The sequence below is a fragment of the Thermatribacter velox genome (assembly GCF_038396615.1).
Lineage (GTDB): Bacteria > Atribacterota > Atribacteria > Atribacterales > Thermatribacteraceae > Thermatribacter > Thermatribacter velox.
Genome location: NZ_CP121689.1, coordinates 1,276,260 through 1,297,250 on the forward strand (window position 1 = coordinate 1,276,260; position 20,991 = coordinate 1,297,250).

Below are 20,991 nucleotides of genomic sequence, written 5' to 3' on the forward strand. Positions count from 1 at the left end.
CATGCGCATTTTACCTTTTAAAAGTAATCTCTGGGATCGCATTTTTATCGGCGTGGTAATAATGTTTGCGGTACACCTTTTGTGGGTTCGCTTTGTTGAACAGTTTATACCTCTTTATGTGGCAACCATCGCCACTTTAATCTTTCTGGGAATGCTTATCGTTACCGGGTAGGATACTTCCTACCCGGTAACTGAACTCTTTCTATTCTGCGTTGTGCCAATAAATATCAAATCCCAGGTACTTCTCGAAGGCTTCAACCAGCGCATCAGCCACCCAGGAAAGGTTCATGGCAGCATGATGTTCAAACCCATTGTCACACATAACATAGAGGAGATTTTGTAAATTTTCAATTTTTACTACACCCCAACCACCGAAGGTATCAATTGCATCATCGGTGATTTCTCCTTCAGCCACGTAACCAATAATTTTTCCTGAAACATCGTCAGTGGCCAAGCGACTAATGGTTACGGGACCAGCCGGTATTTTACCGTAGCAGGTACCGTAAGCCTTCTCTTTGGGAACCGCAGAAGAAGAAATAATGTCTCCGTAGCCCATACGCGGGTTTTGAAGTAGCGACTTTGGGAAATTGCTACAATGGAAAAGCACCGCTTTATCCGGGTCATCGTTGAAGTTGTTATTCCAATCCACCAAGGCAGACGGTGTACCAGAGGCCAACTGCAAAGCGTACATGGCCAAACCACCGGTCAGGTCTACTTCGCAGGCAGCAGGAATTAAGCTTTCGCTAAGCATGCTCATGACTGTACAGGGCATAATCCCCAGGTTTTCCTGAATGGAAGTCCAGCACTGGAAGGAGATAAGCGAAACCCCGGTTTCTTCAATCCATTCCTTGAGAACCAGCCGCAACTTAGCCATCTTAACCAGGGCTTCCTCGGGAATGCCAGTAGTGTCAATGTAATCCTTGACAGCTTTAAGTTCTGCCAGCACCCTGGAGTCGTTGTCGGTAAGCTTTCCAACTCGAGCAAAAATTTCGGAAAGATCGGCGACCTCAACCGAGATACCGTGGTGCTCAAGTATTTTTTCTGAAAAACGCACCGTGTTAAAGGCGTTCGGCCTTGCTCCAATAGCACCCGCTTTCAGATTTTTGAAACCGTTGACAACTCTGCATACTGCAGCAAACCAACTCACATCTTCCTTGAAAAGCTCGCTGTCAGGATTTTCAGTGTGTTGCGTGGTTAGCGAAAAGGGAATTCCAAACTGCTTCAAATTATTGCATACAGACAGTTTTCCGCAAAAGCTATCTCTGCGCTGCGTAATGTCCATGGCGGTATTCTGGTCAGGAAAGGCATGCACCAAAATCGGCACTCCAAGCCCTGAAAAACGAAGCGCATAAGCAACTCCCTTTTCATCACCAAAATTGGGAAGGGTAACAATAACACCCGAAATTTCATTTCGGTGCTCTTCGAAAAGCCGTGCACACTTTCGAGCGTCTTCCCAGGTTTCTACGGTCCCAAACTTGGTGTCTTCGGGGGTAAGGGTTACCACTCCATAACCCATATCTTCGAGCACTTTAATGACTTGCTCCCTACCTTCTTTGGCCAAGGCATCAGGAAAAAATCCTCGATTACCTACAATCAAACCAAAGGTTTGTTTCACCAAAATGACCTCCTTTCAAAAATTAAAGCTTTTTAAAAAATCCTTAAGACAATTTTAACCCAAACCATTATAATTTGAACATGAAAAGCCTTAGGTTGCGAAAACTGGATGGTCAGGATTTAGGGTGAAAGTTTTCGTCATCGAAGACGAAACCGAAATTGCCGATATCATTGCCCACTTTTTGCGAAAGGAAAATATTGAAACTTTGACCTTTGAAAGCGCTGAAAGCTTCCTGGAAAAAGTGCAGGAGCTACCAGTACCTCAGCTTTTTATTCTTGATCTCATGCTTCCTGGGATGGACGGCGTAGAATTTTTAAAATACCTCAAGAGGGAACCACGTTATAAAGATGTTCCAGTAATCATACTCTCGGCCAAAGATGACACGCTTGATATAGTGCTCGGTCTGGAGCTTGGTGCAGAAGACTACATTACCAAGCCCTTTAACCTCCGGGAGTTATTGGCCAGAATCAAAGTGGTTACCCGGAGAATTTCGAAAGAAAAAACCTCCTCAGCAAACTTACTGAGTGCAGGAAAGCTGGTTTTGAATCGGGATACTTTTTCTCTTCAGGTAGAAGAAAAAGAGATACCTCTTTCACTGAGGGAGTATAAAATAATGGAACTTTTTATGAAAAATCCTAAACAGGTTATATCAAGGAATCAATTTCTGGATCGGGTGTGGGGCGAAGAGGAATTTGTCACTGATCGGATAGTTGATGTGTATATAGCCAATTTGCGCAAAAAACTTGGCCGATACGGGCAACAAATAGAAACTGTAAGGGGGGTAGGGTACCGGTTTGTCCCTAAATGAAGTGCTTTGGTTGTCAATATTGTTTTTTTGTTCTCTTTTAGTGGGTGGTTATACTGCAAAAAATTACGTTTCCAACCGCAAGCAAAAAAAGGATAAGATAAGAGAAACAGAACATCAAGAAGATATTGAGCACTTCCTGCATCGCCTATTGGGCTTGCTTGCTCAACCAGCTTTCATCTTCGATCCAGAAACAAAAATAGTGTTATACAACGCTTATTTGGGGAAAATTCTAAACCTCCCTATTTCAGAATCAGAAGAACGATTATTCGTTGTAAACTCTCTGGATGTTCCTCTGCTTGAGAAGGGACTAAACACTAAAAAATTGCTTTTTACAAGCGATCGCAATTCGTATTTTTTGAAAAGCCTTGATTACCAAGGAAAAAAAATTTTCATACTTGAAGAGGCTGGAAGCAATGATCAGGAGGAATTGCGATTTCTTCTTTCAAGTATCTGGCATGAAATTAAAACCCCACTGACCATCATTGAAGGATATCTTCAGATACTCGAGGGGGAAGAAACAAAATGGCATCATTTCGTGCCCAAAATGCAAAAGCAAATCCAGAAAATAAAAAGCATCTTGAAATATCTTAAGCATCTTGGTTATCAGAGTTCAGATTCAAAACTCCCTTTGCGGGACTTTTTTTTAATAATTGAGGAAATCGTTACGCAATGGCACGAAGAAATTGACGAGAAGGAGCTCCACTTTGAAATGACGAACTTCCGAATGAGGCCAGAAAATGAGTCCTTGCATCTTGGCCTCAGCCAAGGGGAAGCCTTTTTGCTATTTTCCAACCTTATTTCCAACGCGGTAAAGTTCAGCCCAAAAGGGAGTGCCATTAGCCTGGAACTTTCCTATGCCCCAAAAAGCAACAGTTGCTTGATAGAGCTGAGTAACCACATAGACGCAACGGGTGACCTGGGAAGCAGTCTGGGAGAAGTTTCCTATCGACTTAAAAAAGCGCTTGAAAAAGGATTGGGAATGCTTCTGGTTGGCAAAATTCTGCAAAAAAGAAATGGAGCCTGGGACTTCAAACTTCATAAAGGAGGGAAGGTAACCTTCCAAATTTTGTTACCAGCTTTCACTTGTAAAGATTGACGATCCCGCCTTTACTTGCTATAATTGCTTCGCGATAGGGCCGGGCTGGTGGAACAGGAAGACACGCTATCTTGAGGGGGTAGTGGGTTTTTGCCCGTGCGGGTTCAAATCCCGCGCCCGGCACCATCTTTTTCCCCAAAGCGGTTCTGCGGATTGAATTTCCCCTTGGGACGAAAGTGTCTTTCTGGCTATCCCTTGACTTTGGAAAACAAATTGTTTATTTCATTGTTCATGAAAAGGATATTAGATTTCTTTGATGTGTTCTTCATAAGTCTGGATGGGTTCGTGCACAACGAAATCGTGCACCACCAAGTAGGTAAGGTAATTGACCAGATTCACGAAGCTGGAAAAACACTACGCTTGCTAACCAACAATCCCTACTACTCCAGAGAATCGATATATGCAAAACTGCAGAAATTAGGATTCAAGGTTACCCTGGAGGAAATTATCACTCCCGGCTGGGTACTTAAGCTTTTTCTCAAATTTCAAAGATTGGGCAAAATATATCTTTTAGGGAATCAGGAGTTAAGAAAAGAGCTGCTTGATACAAGCATTGAAGTTACGCAACACGATCCCCAGGCAGTAGTGGTTGGTTTTGACGAAGCAATTTCCCTTCGGGAGATAAAGGAAGCAGCCGCTTTCACAATAAAAGGTATTCCGTTAATAGCTACCAATCCCGATTACCAGTTTAATACTTGCTGGGGAGTTGTTCCGAGTACCGGCATAATTGTGGATGTTCTTGAGAAAATGACTTCTACCAGAGCTGTGTGCTTGGGTAGACCGAATCCGTTTTTCTTTTTTGCGGCGCTTGGAGAGCTCTCTCTCAAAAAATTGCGCTGTGTCGTGATTGGTGATAATCCCCAGACCGATATAGTTGGTGCGCATTGGATGCGCATGTCATCCGTACTGGTAGCTCAGCACTTTGAATATTTTCCCGCTACGGGAGATCCGCGAAATCCAGATTTGTGGGTCCAGGACTTCGAAGAACTTCAAGAAAAGCGAGTCACGGAGCTAATGCATTTGGACAGGAGCTTCCCAGTCCTTCCCGACGGAATAAAAGTTGCTACTTGTGGCATAGTTCTTGATTGTAAACGACGAGTACTTCTTGCTCTTAAAAGAGGCAGTAAAGATTGGGGATTGCCAGCTGGAACGATGGAAATAGGTGAAACGCTCACTGGGTGTCTTCAGCGAGAGCTTCGCGAAGAAACAGGAATCAGTATTGACCCCCAGTCGATAATTTGCAGGGGGGTGTTTACGGATCCCGAGGAACTGGTCTTTACAAAGGAATTGGGGAAACCCTTCCAGTTTGTGGTGGTAGTTTATGAATGTCGGGCTCTCAATGGTAAACCTCGTCCTGATGGAGAAGAGATTAGAGAAGCCAGATTTTTTGCGCTGGATGAGTTACCCTCCAATCTTTTCCCCACTCACAGGAAATGGATTCAGAAGCTGTTGGTAGCCAGTAATCGATAGTTTACCGATATCCCGAGCGCCTGAGCACAGAGCTCATCTTTTACTTTCTTTTGATAGCGTCGATGATTCAGGTTGACCAGCAATGGCTTTTCTGATATCTTTTCTCGTGAAGCTGTAAACCTGAAAAAACTCTACCGCCAATTTCGACAAAAGGAGGTTCCAGAATGGAGCACAAAAAGAGATTGGGTATTCTGGTGGGAGGAGGCCCAGCACCGGGAATAAACGGCGTCATAGGTTCGGTGGCCATTGCCGCCAATCTGAGAGGTCTGGAAGTAATTGGAATTTATGACGGTTTCAAGTGGATCTCCAGTTCTTCTTTTGACCCCGTACAGCATACTGTGAAGCTGGAAATCAAGGATGTTTCCCGTATTCACCTTCAGGGAGGTTCTATTCTCCGTACCGCTCGAGACAGCCTGGTAAAGGGAGGAAAAATAGATTCGGAAAAAGTAGCCAATGTTAGGAAAGCAATGAAAACCCTGGGAATAAGCTACTTGGTTACCATAGGAGGCGACGATACCGCCTACAGCGCCAGCATTTTGGATTCAGAAATGCAGGGAGCACTTCTCACTGCTCATGTTCCCAAGACCATCGATAATGACTTACCGCTCCCAGGCAACATGCCTACTTTTGGCTTTCAGACCGCGAGAGATCTGGCTACTCAACTGGTCAAAAACCTTATGGAAGATGCGAAAACCACAAATCGCTGGTATTTTGTGGTGATGATGGGAAGATCTGCAGGTCATCTTGCCCTGGGGGTTGGGAAATCAGCAGGAGCGACCCTGACCATAATACCTGAGGAATTTGGTCAGCAGACAATCAGAGTAGAGGATGTCTGTGACATATTAGAAGGAGCCATGCTTAAGAGGAGGTTGCTGGGAAGAAAGGACGGAGTAGCCGTCATTGCTGAAGGAGTGGCTCTTAAGTTTGGAAGCGTTGAGGAAATCGAGCAAATTCTTGGCAAGCCTATACCCAGGGACCCTCATGGTCATGTGAGGCTTGCCGAAGTACCGCTTGGTGAGCTTTTGAAAAGCGAAATAGAGAGAAGGTTCAACGAGCGTGGAGAAAAGATTACCATTGTGACCAAAGATATCGGCTACGAACTGCGCTGTGCACCTCCGAATGCTTTTGATATCGAATACACCAGGGAGTTGGGCTTCGGAGCGGTTGAATATCTTTTAAGCAATGAATATAGTTTGAAGAATCAACAGAAAGGAGCTCTAATTAGTATTTTTGAGGGTAAACTTAATCCCATACCTTTTGAGCAGATTCGGGATCCCCAAACCGGGAGAACAAAGGTACGAACGGTGGATATTAACTCCTACTCATATCGCGTGGCTCGTTCCTTTATGATTCGACTTGAAAAAGAGGACCTTGAAGATCCTAACACCCTGGATAAATTGGCCAGCTTAAGCGGATTGAGTAAGGATGCCTTCAAGAAGAAGTTTCAGAAAGCGACAGAGTGGTAGTTTAACCGGGGGTACTACCCCCGGTTAAACGCACTGTCATCCCTTGAATAAGCCCTCCCTGCTCAGCTTTAAGCATTATCCCGTTTTTCAGCTTGCAAGTGCTTTTTTTGCTGGCTTTTTTCTTGCTCGACATTTTCTGCAAAAGCCTTTCAATAAGGTATGGGTTCTGGCACTTGTTATGCTCACTACTTGTATGCTTTTAGCTTTCAAGAAACGCTGGATGTTTGCTGTAGCCTTCTTCGCTTTCTGGATGCTGGGAGGTACGATGTTTTATTCGGTAACTTTTTTAGAGCCTTTTGACTTTTTTCTGGAGCTCGACAGACAGCAGATTACACTTGAGGGGGTTCTTCTTCCTGAAAACGAAAACCTGTTCCTGGTCAACCTTAATAGATTTTTCGTGTATTCTCCACAGATACTTATCGCTGGAAACAGCGAATTAACTAATAAACTTGCTTACCAGAAAGTGCAGCTAAGCGGGGTCTTCAGGTTATTCCCTTCCTGTGCTAATCCAGGGGTTACCAATGTACGGACATTTTATTTCCAGAAGCGTACAGTGGGATACTTAGAGAAGGTCAAAATTATATCCATCCAGAAAAATAACCCTTGGTATCAGTTTATGGGGGCAGTAGAAAAGTTGAGGGAGAAACTTTTTAAGAAGTGGGATGCTTACCTTAAGGAAACCTTCCCGCTGTTTCTCTCCCTTTTAACAGGACAAAAGACGAGGGAATTCTATGGACAGAGCAATGTCTTTCAGGAAGTAGGAGTTTTTCACCTTTTTTGCGTGTCGGGACTTCACCTCGGATTGGTTGGGGGTCTTGTACTCTGGCTGGTTCAAAAACTCTTTCCACACAGACACCTTGTTTCTTTCCTGATAGTTGTTTTGTTCACCTTTTTGTATCTCTGCATGGCCAATATGGCTCCTTCCGCCTTGCGAGCCTGGATAATGTTTAGCTCTTACCTTTTAAGCCAGCGCCTGGGTAGGAACACAAGTCAAATAAGTTATTTCCTGGTAGCCCTATTAGTGATGGTCGCTCTGGATCCTGGGCTTATATTCGATACTGGCGCTCAGCTTTCTTTTGCTTCCACTTTGGGAATCATTTTCTTTCTCCAGAGTGAAATCCGTTCCCTTTCGTTTCTCAACGTGTACTTAAAGGTGGTTTGGAATTCACTGGGAATAACCCTTTCTGCCATAGCTTTCAATATGCCTTTTTTACTTGTCAAGGGATTCACTTTTTCCAGTCTGGCTTTTGTAGGCAATCTCGTAGTTGCTCCTTTTTTGGAGGTAGTTCTTGTCCTCTCGCTTTTTATCCAACCTGTCGCTTTTATTACCCCCCAAATGTCACAGTACTTGGGAAGAATGTTGTACCATCTCTTTAAAGCATTGTGTTTCATAGCTCAGGAATTAACCTTTCTACCTCATTTTTTCTGGGATTTTTCCGTTCAAAAAGATGTAATCAAAGGATGGTTATTCTGGTTTCTTTTATTGATGATTCCAATTGGCTTGTCCCTGTTTAGAAAGCAAAAAACAGCCTGGTTAAAAATTGTATTAGTGCTGGTCTTTTCAGGCCTTGTTTTGTATTTGACGGTGTTTATATGGAAACCTTTAGATAAATCCGAAGTTTGGGTTCTTGATGTGGGACAGGGCCTTTCCATAGGAGTGATCAAAGGGGAGAAAGCTGTGTTAATAGATGCCGGTGGTTATGTGCCTTGGTATGGGAATATTGGCAAAAACGTCATTGGACGATTTTTGCATTTCAAAGGTGTGAAGAAAATCGATAGTGTGTTTATAACCCATTTCCACAAAGACCACACCAATGGAATAACGGGATTAATGAATGCCTTTGGGCGTTTTTCTACTTTTGTTCCTGCGTCTGGGAAATCAAATCTTGCGCAGGGCGTCCGACCTGTTTTTGAGCTATCTTCTTACCAGGAATTGCCAATTTTTGAGGACGTTGTGCTAAAAATTTTCCCAGTCAAAGCTGGTGGAGATACCAATAACCAGGCACTGCTCTTCAAAATATGCTTCCCTTCCTTTAGTATATTGGTAACAGGAGACATTGAAGAAGAGGGAATTGCCGAACTTGCTCCTTTTCTTTTAAGTTTGAGGAGCGAGGTCATAGTTATGCCACACCATGGTAAGTATCTTCAAAACTTGAGATGGTTTCTTGACAAGGTGAAGCCACGTTTAGCAATAATCTCCTGTGGCGAAAATGAGTTTGGACATCCCAACCCTGAAACAATAGCTTTACTTAATGAACTTGACATAAAAACGCTGGTAACCCGGAAAGAAGGAGCAGTTTGTTTTTGGACGGCACCGAGAGGAGGAATGAGCTTTGCAAGCCAGGGTAAAGGCAACCGCTTTTGAAAAGTGGCTCCAGGAGAAGTTTAAGGGTAATGCTCTTCTTTTTGTCGGGAAGGTAAATCAGGAATTTTTCAGAAAAGCCTATCTCGAACCTTTGATGAAACATTTTGGTGTGTCCCGAATTATTAAGATAGAAACACCTCAGGAATGGGAAGAGCAAAGCAAGGATTTGCTGCAGGCATCACTTTTTGGAAATCAGAGAACCATCGTTCTCTTCCAGGAGCCAGAGGAAGACACGTTCTTCAAAGTCAAGAAATTGTTAACTCACGACTCAGCTTTAATTCTTATAGGCGTCTTGAAGAACAAACCCAAACGCCTGCATGACGTACCACAGGTTGTGTTGCGCAATCTCTCCCCGGCCAACACCCTTCCGCGCTCCATTGCCCAGTCACTATCCAGAATGCCTTCAGCTTCCGTTAAAAAACTTATTCATTACTGGCATGAAATGGACCTTAAAGAAGAAGATGTGATTCAATTTCTGGGTTGTTTCCCCAATTTGCAGAACATAAAACCAGAAGATGTGGAAGCGTATTTTGAAAGTGAGGAAAAAAGCATTCTCTTTCACTTTCTGGATGCTACTATCGAAGGGAAAACAGAGAAGGCCCTAACCTATCTCGATTTGCTATTAAAGAGAGGGTTTCCTCATACGCTTTTAGTTTCCAACCTTACCAGAAAGTTAAGGCTAATCTTACAGTGTCTGGAGGAACAGCAACCGGTTGACCTCTGGACAGAAAGAAAAGTAAGCAACTATGAATTACGCAAAATTGCACAACAATGTAAAAAATTCTCACTCCAAAAAATCAAAACCGCTTTCCGCATTCTGCGAGAAAGCGATAGAATACTCAAAACATCTTCAGTTCCACCAGAAGATACACTCCTTGATATGGTAATAAAACTGACTGGTCTTTGATTCAAACCTGGGAAGAAGCAAGCGCTTTATTAAGCTTTTGATAGAGACGGGATTTCAGTCTGGCTGCTTTGTTTTTATGAAAAACGCCCTTTGAGGCAGCCATATCAATTTTCTTTACAACTTCTTTCAGAAAGAACTCCCTTGCTTCATCTATGTTTCCGCTCTGAAGCATGTTCAGGAACTTTTTGATATAGGTCTTAGTAGCGCTCTTTATTGACTTATTGCGCAATCTTCTCCGTTCGCTTTTTCTCAAGTTCTTTAGCGCCGATTTAGTGTTTGGCATAACTCTGATCACCTCTCGTAGTATTTGAAAGAAGTGCGAGTTGCATTTTAACATGAAGAACCAGGAATTGCAATGGAGATAAAAATAAATTCTAAACAATCTTCTTGACATTTACCCCAGCCTACCTTAAAATTCAACTTGTCTTTGGCCTGGTAAATCTATAGGTACTAACATCGAAAAGTAATCAAGGAGAAGAAGGAAACATGGAGCAAAAAACTTATATCCCGAAAGTTCAAGAGATACAAAGAAAATGGTATCTCATTAATGCTGAAGGGCTTACTCTGGGTCGTTTAGCCTCCAGGATTGCTACTCTTTTGATGGGAAAGCACAAGAGTAACTATACACCTTTCTTTGATACTGGAGACTTTGTGGTCGTCATTAACGCGGAAAAAATAAAAGTTACCGGGAAGAAGTTGGAGCAGAAGTTATATCGTCATCACACCGGATACCCTGGACATCTTAAAGAAGAGAAATTAGTTGACCTTTTAGCTCGTAAGCCCGAAGCAGTTATTCGCCGGGCAGTATGGGGGATGCTTCCCCACAACCGCCTTGGAAGACGTTTAATTCGTAAGCTTAAAGTTTATGCTGGTCCGCAGCATCCTCATCAAGCCCAGCAACCCATTCCCCTTGCGATTGAGGAGTGAAAGCAGTGGAAAAAAACATGAAATATTATGCGACTGGACGAAGAAAAACCTCGGTAGCTCGAGTATGGCTTACCCTGGGTAGTGGCAAAATAACTGTAAACGGCCGTTCTCTGGAAGATTATTTCCCACGTCAGACTCATCGAATTCTGGTAGAGAAACCGCTTGTTTTAACTGGAAGCGAGGGCAGATTTAACGTAGAAGCAAAGGTAGAAGGTGGAGGATTGAGTGGGCAAGCAGGAGCCATAGCCCATGGTATTGCTCGGGCATTGCTTTTAATTGATGAGAGTATGAAACCAACTCTTAAGAAAGCTGGGCTTTTAACCCGTGACCCGAGAATGAAAGAACGCAAAAAATATGGCCAGCCCGCAGCAAGAAAAAGCTTCCAGTTCTCAAAGCGATAAACACAATAGGCTTTCTCCAGCTGGAGAAAGCCTATTGTGTTTTTTTATTCGTTTTTGTCTTCGACCAGTTTCACCAGTTGCTTCCTGACGAAAAATGATGCATTATCCTCTTTTAAAGATTCACACGCAAGCTATTCGGCACAACATAAGGGCTATTCTGCAAAAACTTAACCAATGGCAGCTCAGGGCGGTGGCAATTACCAAAGGTTTTTGTGCCGATTTGCCTCTGGTCAAACTATTTCTGGAAGAGGGAATTACCTGTTTTGGAGATTCTAATCCCGGCAATTTGCTGAAAATCAAACACACTTTCTCTACCAGAAATAGCGATTTGCAGCTTTACCTGATTCGCCTCCCCATGAGCTCGGAAATTCAACTCATTGTTGACAACAATATAGTACCTTTCGTATCGAATTTCGAGAGCTTACAACTGCTGAATCATGCAGCGTATAAGGTAGGTAAGTTTCAGAAGGTGATTCTGGCGGTCGAGGGAGGGGACGCAAGGGAAGGATTTCTTGAAGAAGAAATACTTGGTAATTTCAATTTCAAAGCCTTAAAGTACGTCGACATTGTTGGATTAGGCACCACTTTAGCCTGCTTAAATGGAGTATTGCCTGACTTGGACATCGTTACCCGACTGGTCGCGCTTAAAAAGCAGTTGGAGGAAAAACTTGATAAAGAGTTGACGCTGTCGGTAGGAGGGACCACTTTTTTGGAATTGTGGGAAGGAGAACCACTTCCCAGAGGAGTCGATGAAATCCGCATGGGGGAAGCATTCCTGTTTGGCCACGATATAAGCAGGAAGAAGGCTTTTTCCTGGTTGAATCAGGACGCTTTCGAGGTAGTGGCTGAAATTGTGGAAGTTAAACGGAAGCAACCTCTCTGGGGCAAAGCCAGGGGATTCGATGCTTTTGGTAAAACATCAGCTTTTTTGCTTAGCGGGGAGGAAAAAGAGAGAGCATTGGTAGCCATAGGGAAACAGGATGTTGATGAAAACCAATTATACCCTGAAGATAAAAATGTTACAATAATTGGTGCAACAAGCAATTATCTCGTTTTGGATGTAAGTAAAAGTTCTCAAAATTACAAGCCAGGTGATACCCTGAGTTTCAGGGCTGGGTATGGAGCCGTTTTGAGGGCTTTTCTTTCACCGTATGTCAGTAAAATTTACTTTTGAATCCCAAAGCCAGGAGGAGGACATAAGATGCAAAGCTTTAAAGGCCGAGATTTTATAGATATTGCTGATTTCAGCAAAGAAGAAATAGAATACATTCTCTACACTGCTTTAGAGCTTAAAAGAAGGCTGTTTCTTAAACAGGAGATAAGTCTTCTTAAGGAGAAGGTCCTGGCTCTTCTTTTTGAAAAGCCTTCTCTGCGTACCCGAGTATCTTTCGAGTTGGCTATGCTTCAGTTAGGAGGAAAAGCTCTTTACCTTGGCCCTCAAGAGGTGGGTTTGGGAAAACGCGAAGCTATCAAAGATGTTGCTCTGGTTTTAAGCAGAATGGTTGATGGAATAATGATACGTACTTTTGCCCATAGTAATGTGCTGGAACTCGCAAACTATGCTACTGTACCAGTTATCAATGGGTTGTCTGACCTTCATCATCCTTGTCAGATTATGGGCGACCTGCTTACCATAAAAGAGAAAAAAGGGCGGCTTGAAGATCTCAAGATTTGCTTTGTAGGCGATGGTAATAACGTTTGTAACTCTCTGGTCGTTGCCAGTGCTGTATTAGGGTTGGAAACCTGGGTATCAACGCCTCCTCGGTATAAACCTGATGCTGGGGTGTGGGAGTGGGCAGAAAGCTTGTCTAAAAAGAGCGGAGCCAAAATTGTTTATGAGGCTGACCCCAGCAAGGCTGTAGAAAATGCTGACGTGGTTTACACTGATGTCTGGGTAAGCATGGGCAAAGAAGCAGAATATGAAACCAGAATTCAGCACTTCAAACCCTACCAAGTTAACAGCGATTTGCTTTCCCAAGCTGCAGAAGATGCTATAGTGATGCACTGCATGCCTGCACACCGAGGAGAAGAAATCACTGATGAGGTAATGGACGGTCCACAGTCCGTGGTCTACGAACAGGCTGAAAACCGTCTTCATGCCCAGAAAGCCATTTTAGCCCTAATATTAGGTTGAGTGGAGGCAGCGTTGTTCGCTTTAGGATGGCGTCACATACTTGAACTCATAGTTCTGTACTGCTTTGTTTTTTACCTGCTCCGTTTTCTGCACGGAACGCCGCTAGTTGCACCACTTAATTTTTTATCTTTTATCTTTATTGCAGCCGGTGTATCAAATTTTGCAGGACTCAAGGAGCTTAACTTTTTCTGGAAAGTCCTGCTTGCCGGATATGTTGCCTCAATGCTCATTGTTTTTCAACCTGAGATAAGGCGAATATACACCAACCGCGCTTACCACAGGGAAACCACTCCAGTGATGAGTGGCTTGCTTTTCCACAACGAAGAATTACGTGGGAAGCTGATAGACGACCTGGTGATAACTTGCCAGACTCTTTCCAGAAAGAAAATAGGAGCGCTCATTGTTCTTGAGCGTTCTAATAGTCTGAAAGATTTCATACAAACTGGAATACTTATTGATGCAGTATTCTCGCCAGAGCTGGCGATTTCCATCTTTCTGGTGGAATCACCACTTCACGATGGGGCAATCATACTGCGAGAAAATCGCCTTTTAGCTGCAGGGTGCATTTTACCTCTTGCTGAAGTGGTAGAGGGCAAAAAACTGGTGGGTACCAGGCACCGTGCCGGTATAGGAATAACTGAACAAACTGATGCACTGGCTATTGTGGTTTCCGAGGAAACCGGTAAAATTTCTTTAGCGGTACATGGTAAAATGGCCTGGGGTATCGAGACCCCCGCTCTTAAAAAAATGCTTAAAATTCTGTATAGAAAGGTATGATGAGGAAATCATTAGTTTTAGCAGGTTCAAAGGCTGGTTGACATCCTTCAAAAAGTTTCTTTTTAAAAGAGTTAAAAAGGAGTATGGCATTCTTTGGTATGCCTTACTTCTGGCAGTGAGTTTATGGTTTTTTCTGTTGAGTGAGGCGTATCTGCAAAAGTGAGAGAATTGGGAATTACTTAAGCTGGAACTGTTTCGATATCGAACCAGCCAAAACAAACTCGATTTACCAAAGCTTGAGAAGAAAGGGGGAAATTGATAGTGAAAAAGTTTTCCATGAACAACATAAGAAATGCAGGATTGTTTGGTCACGCAGGTTCAGGTAAAACTACGATTTCTGAAGCCATGCTTTATAACGCTGGAGTCATCAATCGCAGGGGAAGAGTGGAAGATGGCAATACTGTTTCGGACTGGCAGCCAGAAGAGGCCAAAAGGACAATGTCCATCGACCTTTCTTTGTTGCCCTTTGAATGGAAAGATTGCAAGATAAATCTTATAGACACACCGGGGTATATGGACTTTGAAGGAAATGTGGTGGCAGCAGTAAGAGCAGTAGATTTTGGAATAATTGCTGTATGTGCTGCGTCAGGCATGGGAGCAGGTACTGAGAAAGCCTGGAAGTATCTTGAGCGAGAAAATTTACCTGTGGTCTTCTTTGTTAACAAAATCGACCGTGAGGGAGCAAAGTTTGAAGAAACCTATCAGGAGCTTTCCAGTAAGCTCTCTGGAAAAATAACTCCAATAACCATTCCCATCGGAAAGGAAAGCAATTTTCAGGGTATTGTGGATTTAATATCCATGCAGGCTCTGTATTTTGACGCAGAAGGTAAGGTGTCTGTGAAAGAAATCCCGTCCCAGCTTGAAGAAGTAGTAGCTGAGGTTCGGGAAAGGTTTCTCGAAAATGTCGCCGAAACTAACGACGACCTTCTGAATGCCTACCTCGAAGGGCAGGAAATAAGCAACGAGGAACTCAAAAAAGCCCTTAAAGAGGCAATAAAGGAAAGAAAAATTTTTCCTCTTCTTTGCGGTTCGGGTTTAGAAAACAAAGGAGTTGGTTTCTTAAGCGATTTTATCGTTGAATTTATGCCTGATCCGGGCTTGAGAGGAAAGGTTAAAGGGTTAAATCCCAAAACGCAAGAGGAAGTGGAAATACCCTGCAGTGAGGAAGCACCTTTCTCTGCTTTTGTCTTCAAGATAATCAGCGACCCCTATGTGGGTAAGATGGCAATGTTTAGAGTTTTTTCTGGGAAAATTACAGCGGATGCCAAACTTTACAACGCTTCCCGGGATAGCGAAGAAAAGATTGGTCAGCTGCTATTTTTGAGGGGCAAGCATCAGGAGCAAACCCAGGAAATTGGAGCTGGAGACATTGGTGTGGTAGCTAAAGTGGCTAACATTGGTGCTGGGGATACCCTTTCTGATCCTGCGAATCCTGTTGTGTTTCCTCCTCTTGAGTTGCCCGAACCCAACTATATAGCCGCTATCAAACCAGCGGGTAAAAGTGACGAGGAGAAAATCAGCGCTGCAATATCTCGGATTATAGAGGAAGACCCAGTTCTGAAAGTGGCCCGGGATCCGGATACGAAGGAGGAACTGGTGTATGGTCTGGGCGATATCCACCTTGATGTGCTGGTTGATAAGATGAAGCGCAAATTTGGAGTAGAAGCGACACTAAGCATCCCCAAAGTGCCTTATAAAGAAACCATTAAAAAGAGTGCGAAAGCAGAAGGGAAGTACAAACGGCAATCTGGTGGAAGGGGACAGTATGGTCACGCCTGGCTGGAAATCGAACCTCTTCCTCGGGGACAGGGCTTTGAGTTTGTGGACAAGATTGTAGGAGGAGTCATACCCAAAAATTACATCCCGGCGGTGGAAAAAGGCGTACAGGAAGCGATGCAGGAAGGGATTTTGGCCGGATACCAAGTTATAGATGTCAAAGTGACTGTTTTTGATGGTTCTTTCCATCCTGTTGACTCTTCAGATATGGCATTCAAAATAGCTGGTTCAATGGCTTTTAAGAAAGGAGCCCAGGAAGCAAATCCTGTGTTGCTGGAGCCAATAATGAAAATAGAGGTCCTGGTTCCCGAAGAGAATATGGGTGATGTTATAGGTGATCTCAACAGTCGAAGAGGTAAAATTCTGGGAATGGAACCCCAGAACGGGTACCAAAAAATCCAGGCCCTGGTTCCATTGGCTGAACTTTTCAGATATTCTGTCGATCTTCGTTCCATAACCCAGGGTAGAGGGTCTTTTACCATGAAATTCGACCATTACGAAGAAGTTCCTCCACAAATTGCTGAAGCCATCATTGAAAAAGCTCGAAAGGAAAAAGAAGAGGGTTGACAATCCCGGATATTTACATAGGTGTGGACTTGGTAGATATTGAGAGAGTAAAAGAGGCGTTTCTGAAGTTTGGTAGTCGGTTCTTAGAAAAGCTTTTTAATGAAGAAGAGTTGCATTATTATACCCCTAAGCGCCTCCTGGAGGGAGTGGCAACCCTTTTTGCAAGTAAAGAAGCCGTGAAAAAGCTTTATTTGCAAAAAGATATTAACCCGGGCTGGAAGGATATTTTTATATTGCACGACCACAAGAGAAAAATTGCGGTGAAAATCAGCAGCAAGGTGCCACCCGTTTTTGAAAAGATATGCCTCTCGGTTACTCACACTCCTAAGGAGGTATGTGCAGTGGCTGTGGGCTTTTGTTTTGAGGAGGCGAAGGCCAAAAATGCATCTGGTGACTTCTGATGCAATGCAGAAAATAGAGCAGCACCTTTGTCAGCAATATGGAATAGACACTTTGTTACTCATGGAAAATGCAGGGAAAAATGTAGCCAATGAAGCGCTTTCTATTTTAAAAGAGAAAAACCTCAAACAAGTCATCATCCTCTGCGGAGGAGGCAACAACGGCGGCGATGGACTGGTAGCGGCACGACAATTACTCAGTGTATCTTCAGCGTATCCCGTTACCGTTTACCTTCTTGCCAATCCGGAGAAACTAAAGAAGGACCCTCTTTATAACTATCGAGTGCTTAAAAACACGTCAGCCCGAATAATAGAAGTTGCTTCTGTGAAAGATATAGAAATTTATCCACAATCTCTGGTAATTGATGCATTGTTGGGCACTGGTCTATCCAAGCCCGTTACAGGTCTTTACAGGGAAACCGTAGAAAAGATTAACAGCGCCAGAGACGTTTTTGTGCTCTCGGTTGATGTTCCTTCGGGAATTAACGCTACATCGGGTGCAGTGATGGGTTCCTCCGTCAAGGCTGACTATACAGTTACCCTTGGATTACCCAAGAGAGGGCTCTTTGTCTTTCCTGCCAGGGAATACACAGGGAAAATCAAAGTAGCTGACATAGGTATACCTATTATCCTTCAAGAAGCTTTTCCGATCAAAGATATTCTCATCACGCCGCATCTTATAATTGAATATTTGCCAGAACGCAATCCCGATGTTCACAAAATAAGCGCAGGTGTGGTGGGTGTAATTGCTGGTTCCCCATCAATGCTTGGGGCAGGTATTTTAGCCTCCCTGGGGGCCTATTGTGCTGGTGCGGGAATGGTAGTTTGGCCTCTACCTTTTAGCGCTGCTTCGTTGGTTAAAATACATTTGCCTGAAGTGGTAACACCTTTGGTTGAAAGTACTCAGGCACAGCGCTATTATATGCCCTCCGTTGCAGAATTCCTCGGAAAAAACTTTGCAGAGAGAAAGTGCAGGAGCTTGATAATTGGGCCGGGTTTGGGAGTATCTCCTGCAACGTCTTTTTTTGTCGAAAAAATTGTTCAGGCCAGCTCTCATATTGGTGGAGTGATTGATGCGGATGCTCTAAACTGCATAGCCGGCGAACGGCAGTTGTGGAAAGGGAGACTCTCGGGTTGGATTATAACTCCTCACCACGGAGAAGCGGCGAGATTGCTTGGAAGCTCTCCAAAAGAAGTGGCGGAAAATCGATTTGAGGCGGTTAAGCAGTTAGCTGACTATTTCCAGTGTATAGCGGTTTTGAAAGGGCCAGCAACGTTGATAGCCGATCCCTCAGGAAATATATTCGTAAACCCCACTGGCGGTCCAGAGCTGGCCACCGCTGGGAGTGGAGACGTTCTCTCTGGAGTTATTGCGGGCATACTGGCGCAGACAGGGAAACACTTAGAAAGTGCTATTTGTGGTGTTTTTCTACATGGATTAGCAGGAGATATGCTGGCTCGAAACAAAAAAGAAATTACTGCCAAGGAGATAGCCTACCAAATTCCTGCAGCAAAGAAGGTGGTTCGTGATGGACAATATAGAATACCCTTCATGGATGGAGATTAACGCACAGAACTTGCGTAATAACTATTTGATTCTTAATGAACTGGTCCAAAACAAGGAATACAAAATAATTGGTGTAGTAAAAAGCAACGCTTACGGACATGGCGTTGAGGCTATAAAAGTTCTTGCAGAATGTGGTCTTTCGAGTTTTGCAGTGGGTAGTGTGCAAGAAGGCGTCAAACTTAGAAAAAGTGGTATTAAGGGAGAAGTGATAGTTTTGGAAGGCATCATGCCAGAAGAGATCGAAGCTCTTTTTTTTTATGAACTGACGCCTGTCGTTTCTTCCTGCGAAGAATTGGAACTTTTGAGAGAAAATTCTGAGAAACTACCACTGGGTTTCTATCTTTTCATAGATACTGGGATGGGAAGAATGGGTTTCTTGCCTTTGGAGCTGGAGGCAGAACCTTTCAAAGAACGTTTCTTTGGATTGCTTCCTCAATTAAAAGGAATAATGACACACTTTGCTTGTGCTGAAACCGATCCCGAATACACTCGAGCGCAGTTGCATCTGTTTATTGAAACCTGCCATAAGATGGAAAGAATCTATGGACAACCCTTGAAAAGATACTGTGCCAATAGTGCAGCGTTTTTAACCTTACCTGAAGCTCGCCTTGATGGGGCTCGAATAGGCATAGCTCTTTTTGGTGTTTCTCCAACTACAGATTATTCACAAGTTGAGGAGTTAGGGTTAAAGCCGGTAATGAACATCAGAACCCGGGTGACTCATCTTAAAGAACTCCCTCCGGGCTACAGAATAAGCTATGGAGCTACTTTTACTACCTGGAGGACTACCAAGGTGGCAATTGCTCACATTGGTTACTACTGGGGATTACCGCGCAATCTGTCCAACAAATTAGAAGTCATCCTTAAGGGGAAGAGAGTTCCCGTACTGGGAACCATTACTATGGAGCAAGTCGTGATTGACGTAACCGAGGTTGAAGGGGTACAAAAGGGGGATGTGGTTACTGTCATGGGTGAAGACGGTGGCGAAATGGTTCGCCCTGAAGAATTGGCTGAAAGATCTGCAACCATTCCTCACGAAATACTTTGCAATTTTGGAAAGATTGAATGTCGGAAAGTAATATGAAAGAAGAAAAGAGAACAGGCGAAATACTTTTGTGTGTTAAAACCGTGCTGGAGAGGGAAACCCTCGAAGTAGGGAGACGAATTTTGGATTTGGCAAGGCAATATGGAACAAACCTGATTTTGCTTGTGGGAGCTCTCGGAGCAGGTAAGACTACCCTGACCAAAGGTATTGGAGAGGCGCTGGGTATTCCACAAGAAAAAGTAACCAGCCCCACTTTTGCGTTGATACACGAGTACCAGGGACAGCAGGGGATTATGTACCACATGGATTTCTATCGTCTTGATAGTTGGGAAGAAGTGCTGGAGCTGGGTTTTGAAGAATATACCAGTCGATCTGGGGTAGTGGTGGTAGAGTGGGCCGATAAATTCATGCATCATTTTCCAAATCCTTACATTACAGTTAAAATATCCTGGAAGGATTTATCTGCTCGAGAAATAATTGTGGAGTACTGGAAATGAAAGCCGACAAATACGAAAAATACATTCTTGCCTTTGATAGTAGTACCCCCTGGCTCTCTGTGGCCCTTGCTCAAGGCCAGGAAGTAAAAGTTTCTTTACTGCACTATGCTCGTGAGAACCATTCCAGATATCTGTTTGATCATCTTGAGTATCTTAAAAAAGAGTATGCTTTGCAGTCCACTAATCTGGAAGCTGTTATAGTTGGGATAGGGCCTGGTTCCTTCACCGGAGTGAAGATTGGAGTTTGTGTTGCTAAAGCGATCGCTTTTGGTTATCAGCTCCCTTTGGTGGGATTTTCCACCCTGGAAAGCTTGGCTCTCGAAGCAATGAGGTCAAGCTTTTTCTCAAAGGACTTTGAAAAAATCTTCCCGATAATTCACCATAAAAAGGACGAAATCTTCTGGGTAGACTTAGATTGGAAAACGCCCTGGAAAGAAATACAGCCAATTACCAAAGTCGAAACCGGGAATATTCAGGATTTTGTAGCAAAGTATGCCCGCTACAGGGGACTGGTTGTATCTCCTTCTTCCTTTCTCAAGAGCCATTTTGAGGGGTGCGAAGGCAACCTTCTCTTTATGCAGGCCTTTCCACAAGCCTTACGATTAATCGAGCTTTACCATCAACGCGGAAATAGAGAAATTGCAAGTACTGAAAACGTTTTTCGTGTTGGACCCATCTATGGTGCGAAACTTTTTTAAGAATGAAACGCAACCAGCTAATGCTGGAGGTCCATTTACCATTCAGAGGATGCATTTCCAGCACCTGCCCTATGTGGTGGCCATCGAAAAGAAGTCCTTCAAACATCCCTGGAGTTACTCTCTATTTTTGAGTGAACTTTCCAATAAAATAGCTCACTATTTTGTCGCTTTCCTGGGTAACAGAGTAATAGGATATGTTGGGCTCTGGATTTATCTTCGCGAGGCCCACATTACAACTTTTGCTATTCATCCTAACTTTCGTAGAAAGGGTTATGGTACAAAACTTATGCATTATGCGCTTGAGTTTGCGAAGAGCAAAGGTTGTAAAGAAGTGCTTCTGGAAGTAAGAGTTTCCAATAAGGTTGCCCAAGCGCTTTATCGGAGGTTTGGGTTTTCTGAAATAGGTATTCGCAAAGCTTATTATAGTGATGGAGAAGATGCTTTGGTTATGAGAAAGAACTTGTAGACAAAGGAGGC

General features: G+C 43.6%; 21 protein-coding genes and 1 tRNA gene. 20 read left to right on the top strand and 2 right to left on the bottom strand.

Annotated features, from left to right (window positions below; translation table 11 throughout):
- Window position 1 precedes the first annotated feature (1 nt).
- The gene (locus tag QBE54_RS06380) at window positions 2-172 is read left to right on the top strand and encodes a hypothetical protein (RefSeq protein ID WP_369017370.1); all 171 of its coding nucleotides are present in this window, start codon (window positions 2-4) and stop codon (window positions 170-172) included.
- Window positions 173-202: 30 nt separating this feature from the next.
- Here QBE54_RS06380 and QBE54_RS06385 read toward each other — a convergent pair whose 3' ends face one another.
- On the bottom strand, window positions 203-1,618 hold the full coding sequence (locus tag QBE54_RS06385) for an L-fucose/L-arabinose isomerase family protein (protein ID WP_369017371.1): 1,416 nt from the start codon (window positions 1,616-1,618) through the stop codon (window positions 203-205).
- A 121-nt stretch (window positions 1,619-1,739) separates the two neighbouring features.
- On the opposite strand from QBE54_RS06385, the gene QBE54_RS06390 reads away from it, so the two are divergent.
- The 7 genes from QBE54_RS06390 (at window position 1,740) to holA (ending at window position 9,727) form a co-directional block, all read left to right on the top strand.
- Entirely contained in the window at window positions 1,740-2,423 is a 684-nt protein-coding gene (locus QBE54_RS06390; protein WP_369017372.1) for a response regulator, read from the top strand.
- Window positions 2,424-2,463: 40 nt separating this feature from the next.
- A complete protein-coding gene (locus QBE54_RS06395) occupies window positions 2,464-3,519 on the top strand; it encodes a sensor histidine kinase (RefSeq protein WP_369017373.1) in 1,056 nt (351 codons plus the stop codon).
- Window positions 3,520-3,558: 39 nt separating this feature from the next.
- Window positions 3,559-3,645: transfer RNA gene (locus QBE54_RS06400), tRNA-Leu, on the top strand.
- Between the two features lie 105 nt (window positions 3,646-3,750).
- Window positions 3,751-4,989 carry an HAD-IIA family hydrolase gene (locus tag QBE54_RS06405; protein ID WP_369017374.1) on the top strand — a complete coding sequence of 413 codons (1,239 nt, stop codon included), beginning with the start codon at window positions 3,751-3,753 and terminating at the stop codon, window positions 4,987-4,989.
- Window positions 4,990-5,153: 164 nt separating this feature from the next.
- On the top strand, window positions 5,154-6,455 hold the full coding sequence (gene pfp / locus QBE54_RS06410; protein ID WP_369017375.1) for a diphosphate--fructose-6-phosphate 1-phosphotransferase: 1,302 nt from the start codon (window positions 5,154-5,156) through the stop codon (window positions 6,453-6,455).
- Between the two features lie 193 nt (window positions 6,456-6,648).
- Window positions 6,649-8,820, top strand: coding sequence for a DNA internalization-related competence protein ComEC/Rec2 (locus tag QBE54_RS06415; protein WP_369017376.1), 2,172 nt, complete (start codon window positions 6,649-6,651; stop codon window positions 8,818-8,820).
- The gene (holA, locus tag QBE54_RS06420; protein ID WP_369017377.1) at window positions 8,789-9,727 is read left to right on the top strand and encodes a DNA polymerase III subunit delta; all 939 of its coding nucleotides are present in this window, start codon (window positions 8,789-8,791) and stop codon (window positions 9,725-9,727) included. The genes QBE54_RS06415 and holA overlap by 32 nt, the downstream gene beginning before the upstream one ends.
- A gap of 1 nt (window position 9,728) precedes the next feature.
- Here holA and rpsT read toward each other — a convergent pair whose 3' ends face one another.
- Window positions 9,729-10,010 carry a 30S ribosomal protein S20 gene (gene rpsT / locus QBE54_RS06425; RefSeq protein ID WP_369017378.1) on the bottom strand — a complete coding sequence of 94 codons (282 nt, stop codon included), beginning with the start codon at window positions 10,008-10,010 and terminating at the stop codon, window positions 9,729-9,731.
- Between the two features lie 203 nt (window positions 10,011-10,213).
- On the opposite strand from rpsT, the gene rplM reads away from it, so the two are divergent.
- The 12 genes from rplM to rimI all read left to right on the top strand — a co-directional run bounded on the left by rplM (window position 10,214) and on the right by rimI (window position 20,980).
- Entirely contained in the window at window positions 10,214-10,654 is a 441-nt protein-coding gene (rplM, locus tag QBE54_RS06430; protein WP_369017379.1) for a 50S ribosomal protein L13, read from the top strand.
- A gap of 17 nt (window positions 10,655-10,671) precedes the next feature.
- On the top strand, window positions 10,672-11,055 hold the full coding sequence (gene rpsI / locus QBE54_RS06435) for a 30S ribosomal protein S9 (RefSeq protein WP_369019405.1): 384 nt from the start codon (window positions 10,672-10,674) through the stop codon (window positions 11,053-11,055).
- Between the two features lie 97 nt (window positions 11,056-11,152).
- A complete protein-coding gene (locus tag QBE54_RS06440) occupies window positions 11,153-12,229 on the top strand; it encodes an alanine racemase (protein WP_369017380.1) in 1,077 nt (358 codons plus the stop codon).
- 27 nt (window positions 12,230-12,256) lie between these two features.
- Window positions 12,257-13,189 carry an ornithine carbamoyltransferase gene (gene argF / locus QBE54_RS06445; protein WP_369017381.1) on the top strand — a complete coding sequence of 311 codons (933 nt, stop codon included), beginning with the start codon at window positions 12,257-12,259 and terminating at the stop codon, window positions 13,187-13,189.
- 12 nt (window positions 13,190-13,201) lie between these two features.
- Window positions 13,202-13,966 (top strand): diadenylate cyclase CdaA, encoded by a 765-nt coding sequence (gene cdaA / locus QBE54_RS06450; RefSeq protein ID WP_369017382.1) that lies wholly within the window; start codon window positions 13,202-13,204, stop codon window positions 13,964-13,966.
- Between the two features lie 261 nt (window positions 13,967-14,227).
- On the top strand, window positions 14,228-16,309 hold the full coding sequence (gene fusA / locus QBE54_RS06455; protein ID WP_369017383.1) for an elongation factor G: 2,082 nt from the start codon (window positions 14,228-14,230) through the stop codon (window positions 16,307-16,309).
- A gap of 23 nt (window positions 16,310-16,332) precedes the next feature.
- Window positions 16,333-16,710, top strand: a complete 378-nt coding sequence (locus QBE54_RS06460) for a holo-ACP synthase (RefSeq protein WP_369017384.1) — start codon at window positions 16,333-16,335, stop codon at window positions 16,708-16,710.
- Window positions 16,691-18,274 carry an NAD(P)H-hydrate dehydratase gene (locus tag QBE54_RS06465; protein ID WP_369017385.1) on the top strand — a complete coding sequence of 528 codons (1,584 nt, stop codon included), beginning with the start codon at window positions 16,691-16,693 and terminating at the stop codon, window positions 18,272-18,274. Before QBE54_RS06460 ends, QBE54_RS06465 begins: the two co-directional genes overlap by 20 nt.
- The gene (alr, locus tag QBE54_RS06470; protein ID WP_369017386.1) at window positions 18,237-19,358 is read left to right on the top strand and encodes an alanine racemase; all 1,122 of its coding nucleotides are present in this window, start codon (window positions 18,237-18,239) and stop codon (window positions 19,356-19,358) included. The genes QBE54_RS06465 and alr overlap by 38 nt, the downstream gene beginning before the upstream one ends.
- Window positions 19,355-19,816 (top strand): tRNA (adenosine(37)-N6)-threonylcarbamoyltransferase complex ATPase subunit type 1 TsaE, encoded by a 462-nt coding sequence (gene tsaE / locus QBE54_RS06475; RefSeq protein WP_369017387.1) that lies wholly within the window; start codon window positions 19,355-19,357, stop codon window positions 19,814-19,816. The genes alr and tsaE overlap by 4 nt, the downstream gene beginning before the upstream one ends.
- Window positions 19,813-20,514 carry a tRNA (adenosine(37)-N6)-threonylcarbamoyltransferase complex dimerization subunit type 1 TsaB gene (gene tsaB / locus QBE54_RS06480; protein ID WP_369017388.1) on the top strand — a complete coding sequence of 234 codons (702 nt, stop codon included), beginning with the start codon at window positions 19,813-19,815 and terminating at the stop codon, window positions 20,512-20,514. The genes tsaE and tsaB overlap by 4 nt, the downstream gene beginning before the upstream one ends.
- Window positions 20,495-20,980, top strand: coding sequence for a ribosomal protein S18-alanine N-acetyltransferase (rimI, locus tag QBE54_RS06485; protein ID WP_369017389.1), 486 nt, complete (start codon window positions 20,495-20,497; stop codon window positions 20,978-20,980). The genes tsaB and rimI overlap by 20 nt, the downstream gene beginning before the upstream one ends.
- Window positions 20,981-20,991: the final 11 nt, after the last annotated feature.

Bases quoted from the DNA above. Each gene is read 5' to 3' on its own strand.
- QBE54_RS06380 (WP_369017370.1), top strand. From the start codon at position 2: ATGCGCATTTTACCTTTTAAAAGTAATCTCTGGGATCGCATTTTTATC.
- QBE54_RS06405 (WP_369017374.1), top strand. From the start codon at position 3,751: ATGAAAAGGATATTAGATTTCTTTGATGTGTTCTTCATAAGTCTGGAT.
- pfp (WP_369017375.1), top strand. From the start codon at position 5,154: ATGGAGCACAAAAAGAGATTGGGTATTCTGGTGGGAGGAGGCCCAGCA.
- QBE54_RS06415 (WP_369017376.1), top strand. From the start codon at position 6,649: ATGCTTTTAGCTTTCAAGAAACGCTGGATGTTTGCTGTAGCCTTCTTC.
- rpsT (WP_369017378.1), bottom strand. From the start codon at position 10,010: ATGCCAAACACTAAATCGGCGCTAAAGAACTTGAGAAAAAGCGAACGG.
- rplM (WP_369017379.1), top strand. From the start codon at position 10,214: ATGGAGCAAAAAACTTATATCCCGAAAGTTCAAGAGATACAAAGAAAA.
- rpsI (WP_369019405.1), top strand. From the start codon at position 10,672: ATGAAATATTATGCGACTGGACGAAGAAAAACCTCGGTAGCTCGAGTA.
- QBE54_RS06440 (WP_369017380.1), top strand. From the start codon at position 11,153: ATGCATTATCCTCTTTTAAAGATTCACACGCAAGCTATTCGGCACAAC.
- argF (WP_369017381.1), top strand. From the start codon at position 12,257: ATGCAAAGCTTTAAAGGCCGAGATTTTATAGATATTGCTGATTTCAGC.
- QBE54_RS06465 (WP_369017385.1), top strand. From the start codon at position 16,691: ATGCATCTGGTGACTTCTGATGCAATGCAGAAAATAGAGCAGCACCTT.
- alr (WP_369017386.1), top strand. From the start codon at position 18,237: ATGGACAATATAGAATACCCTTCATGGATGGAGATTAACGCACAGAAC.
- tsaE (WP_369017387.1), top strand. From the start codon at position 19,355: ATGAAAGAAGAAAAGAGAACAGGCGAAATACTTTTGTGTGTTAAAACC.
- tsaB (WP_369017388.1), top strand. From the start codon at position 19,813: ATGAAAGCCGACAAATACGAAAAATACATTCTTGCCTTTGATAGTAGT.
- rimI (WP_369017389.1), top strand. From the start codon at position 20,495: ATGGTGCGAAACTTTTTTAAGAATGAAACGCAACCAGCTAATGCTGGA.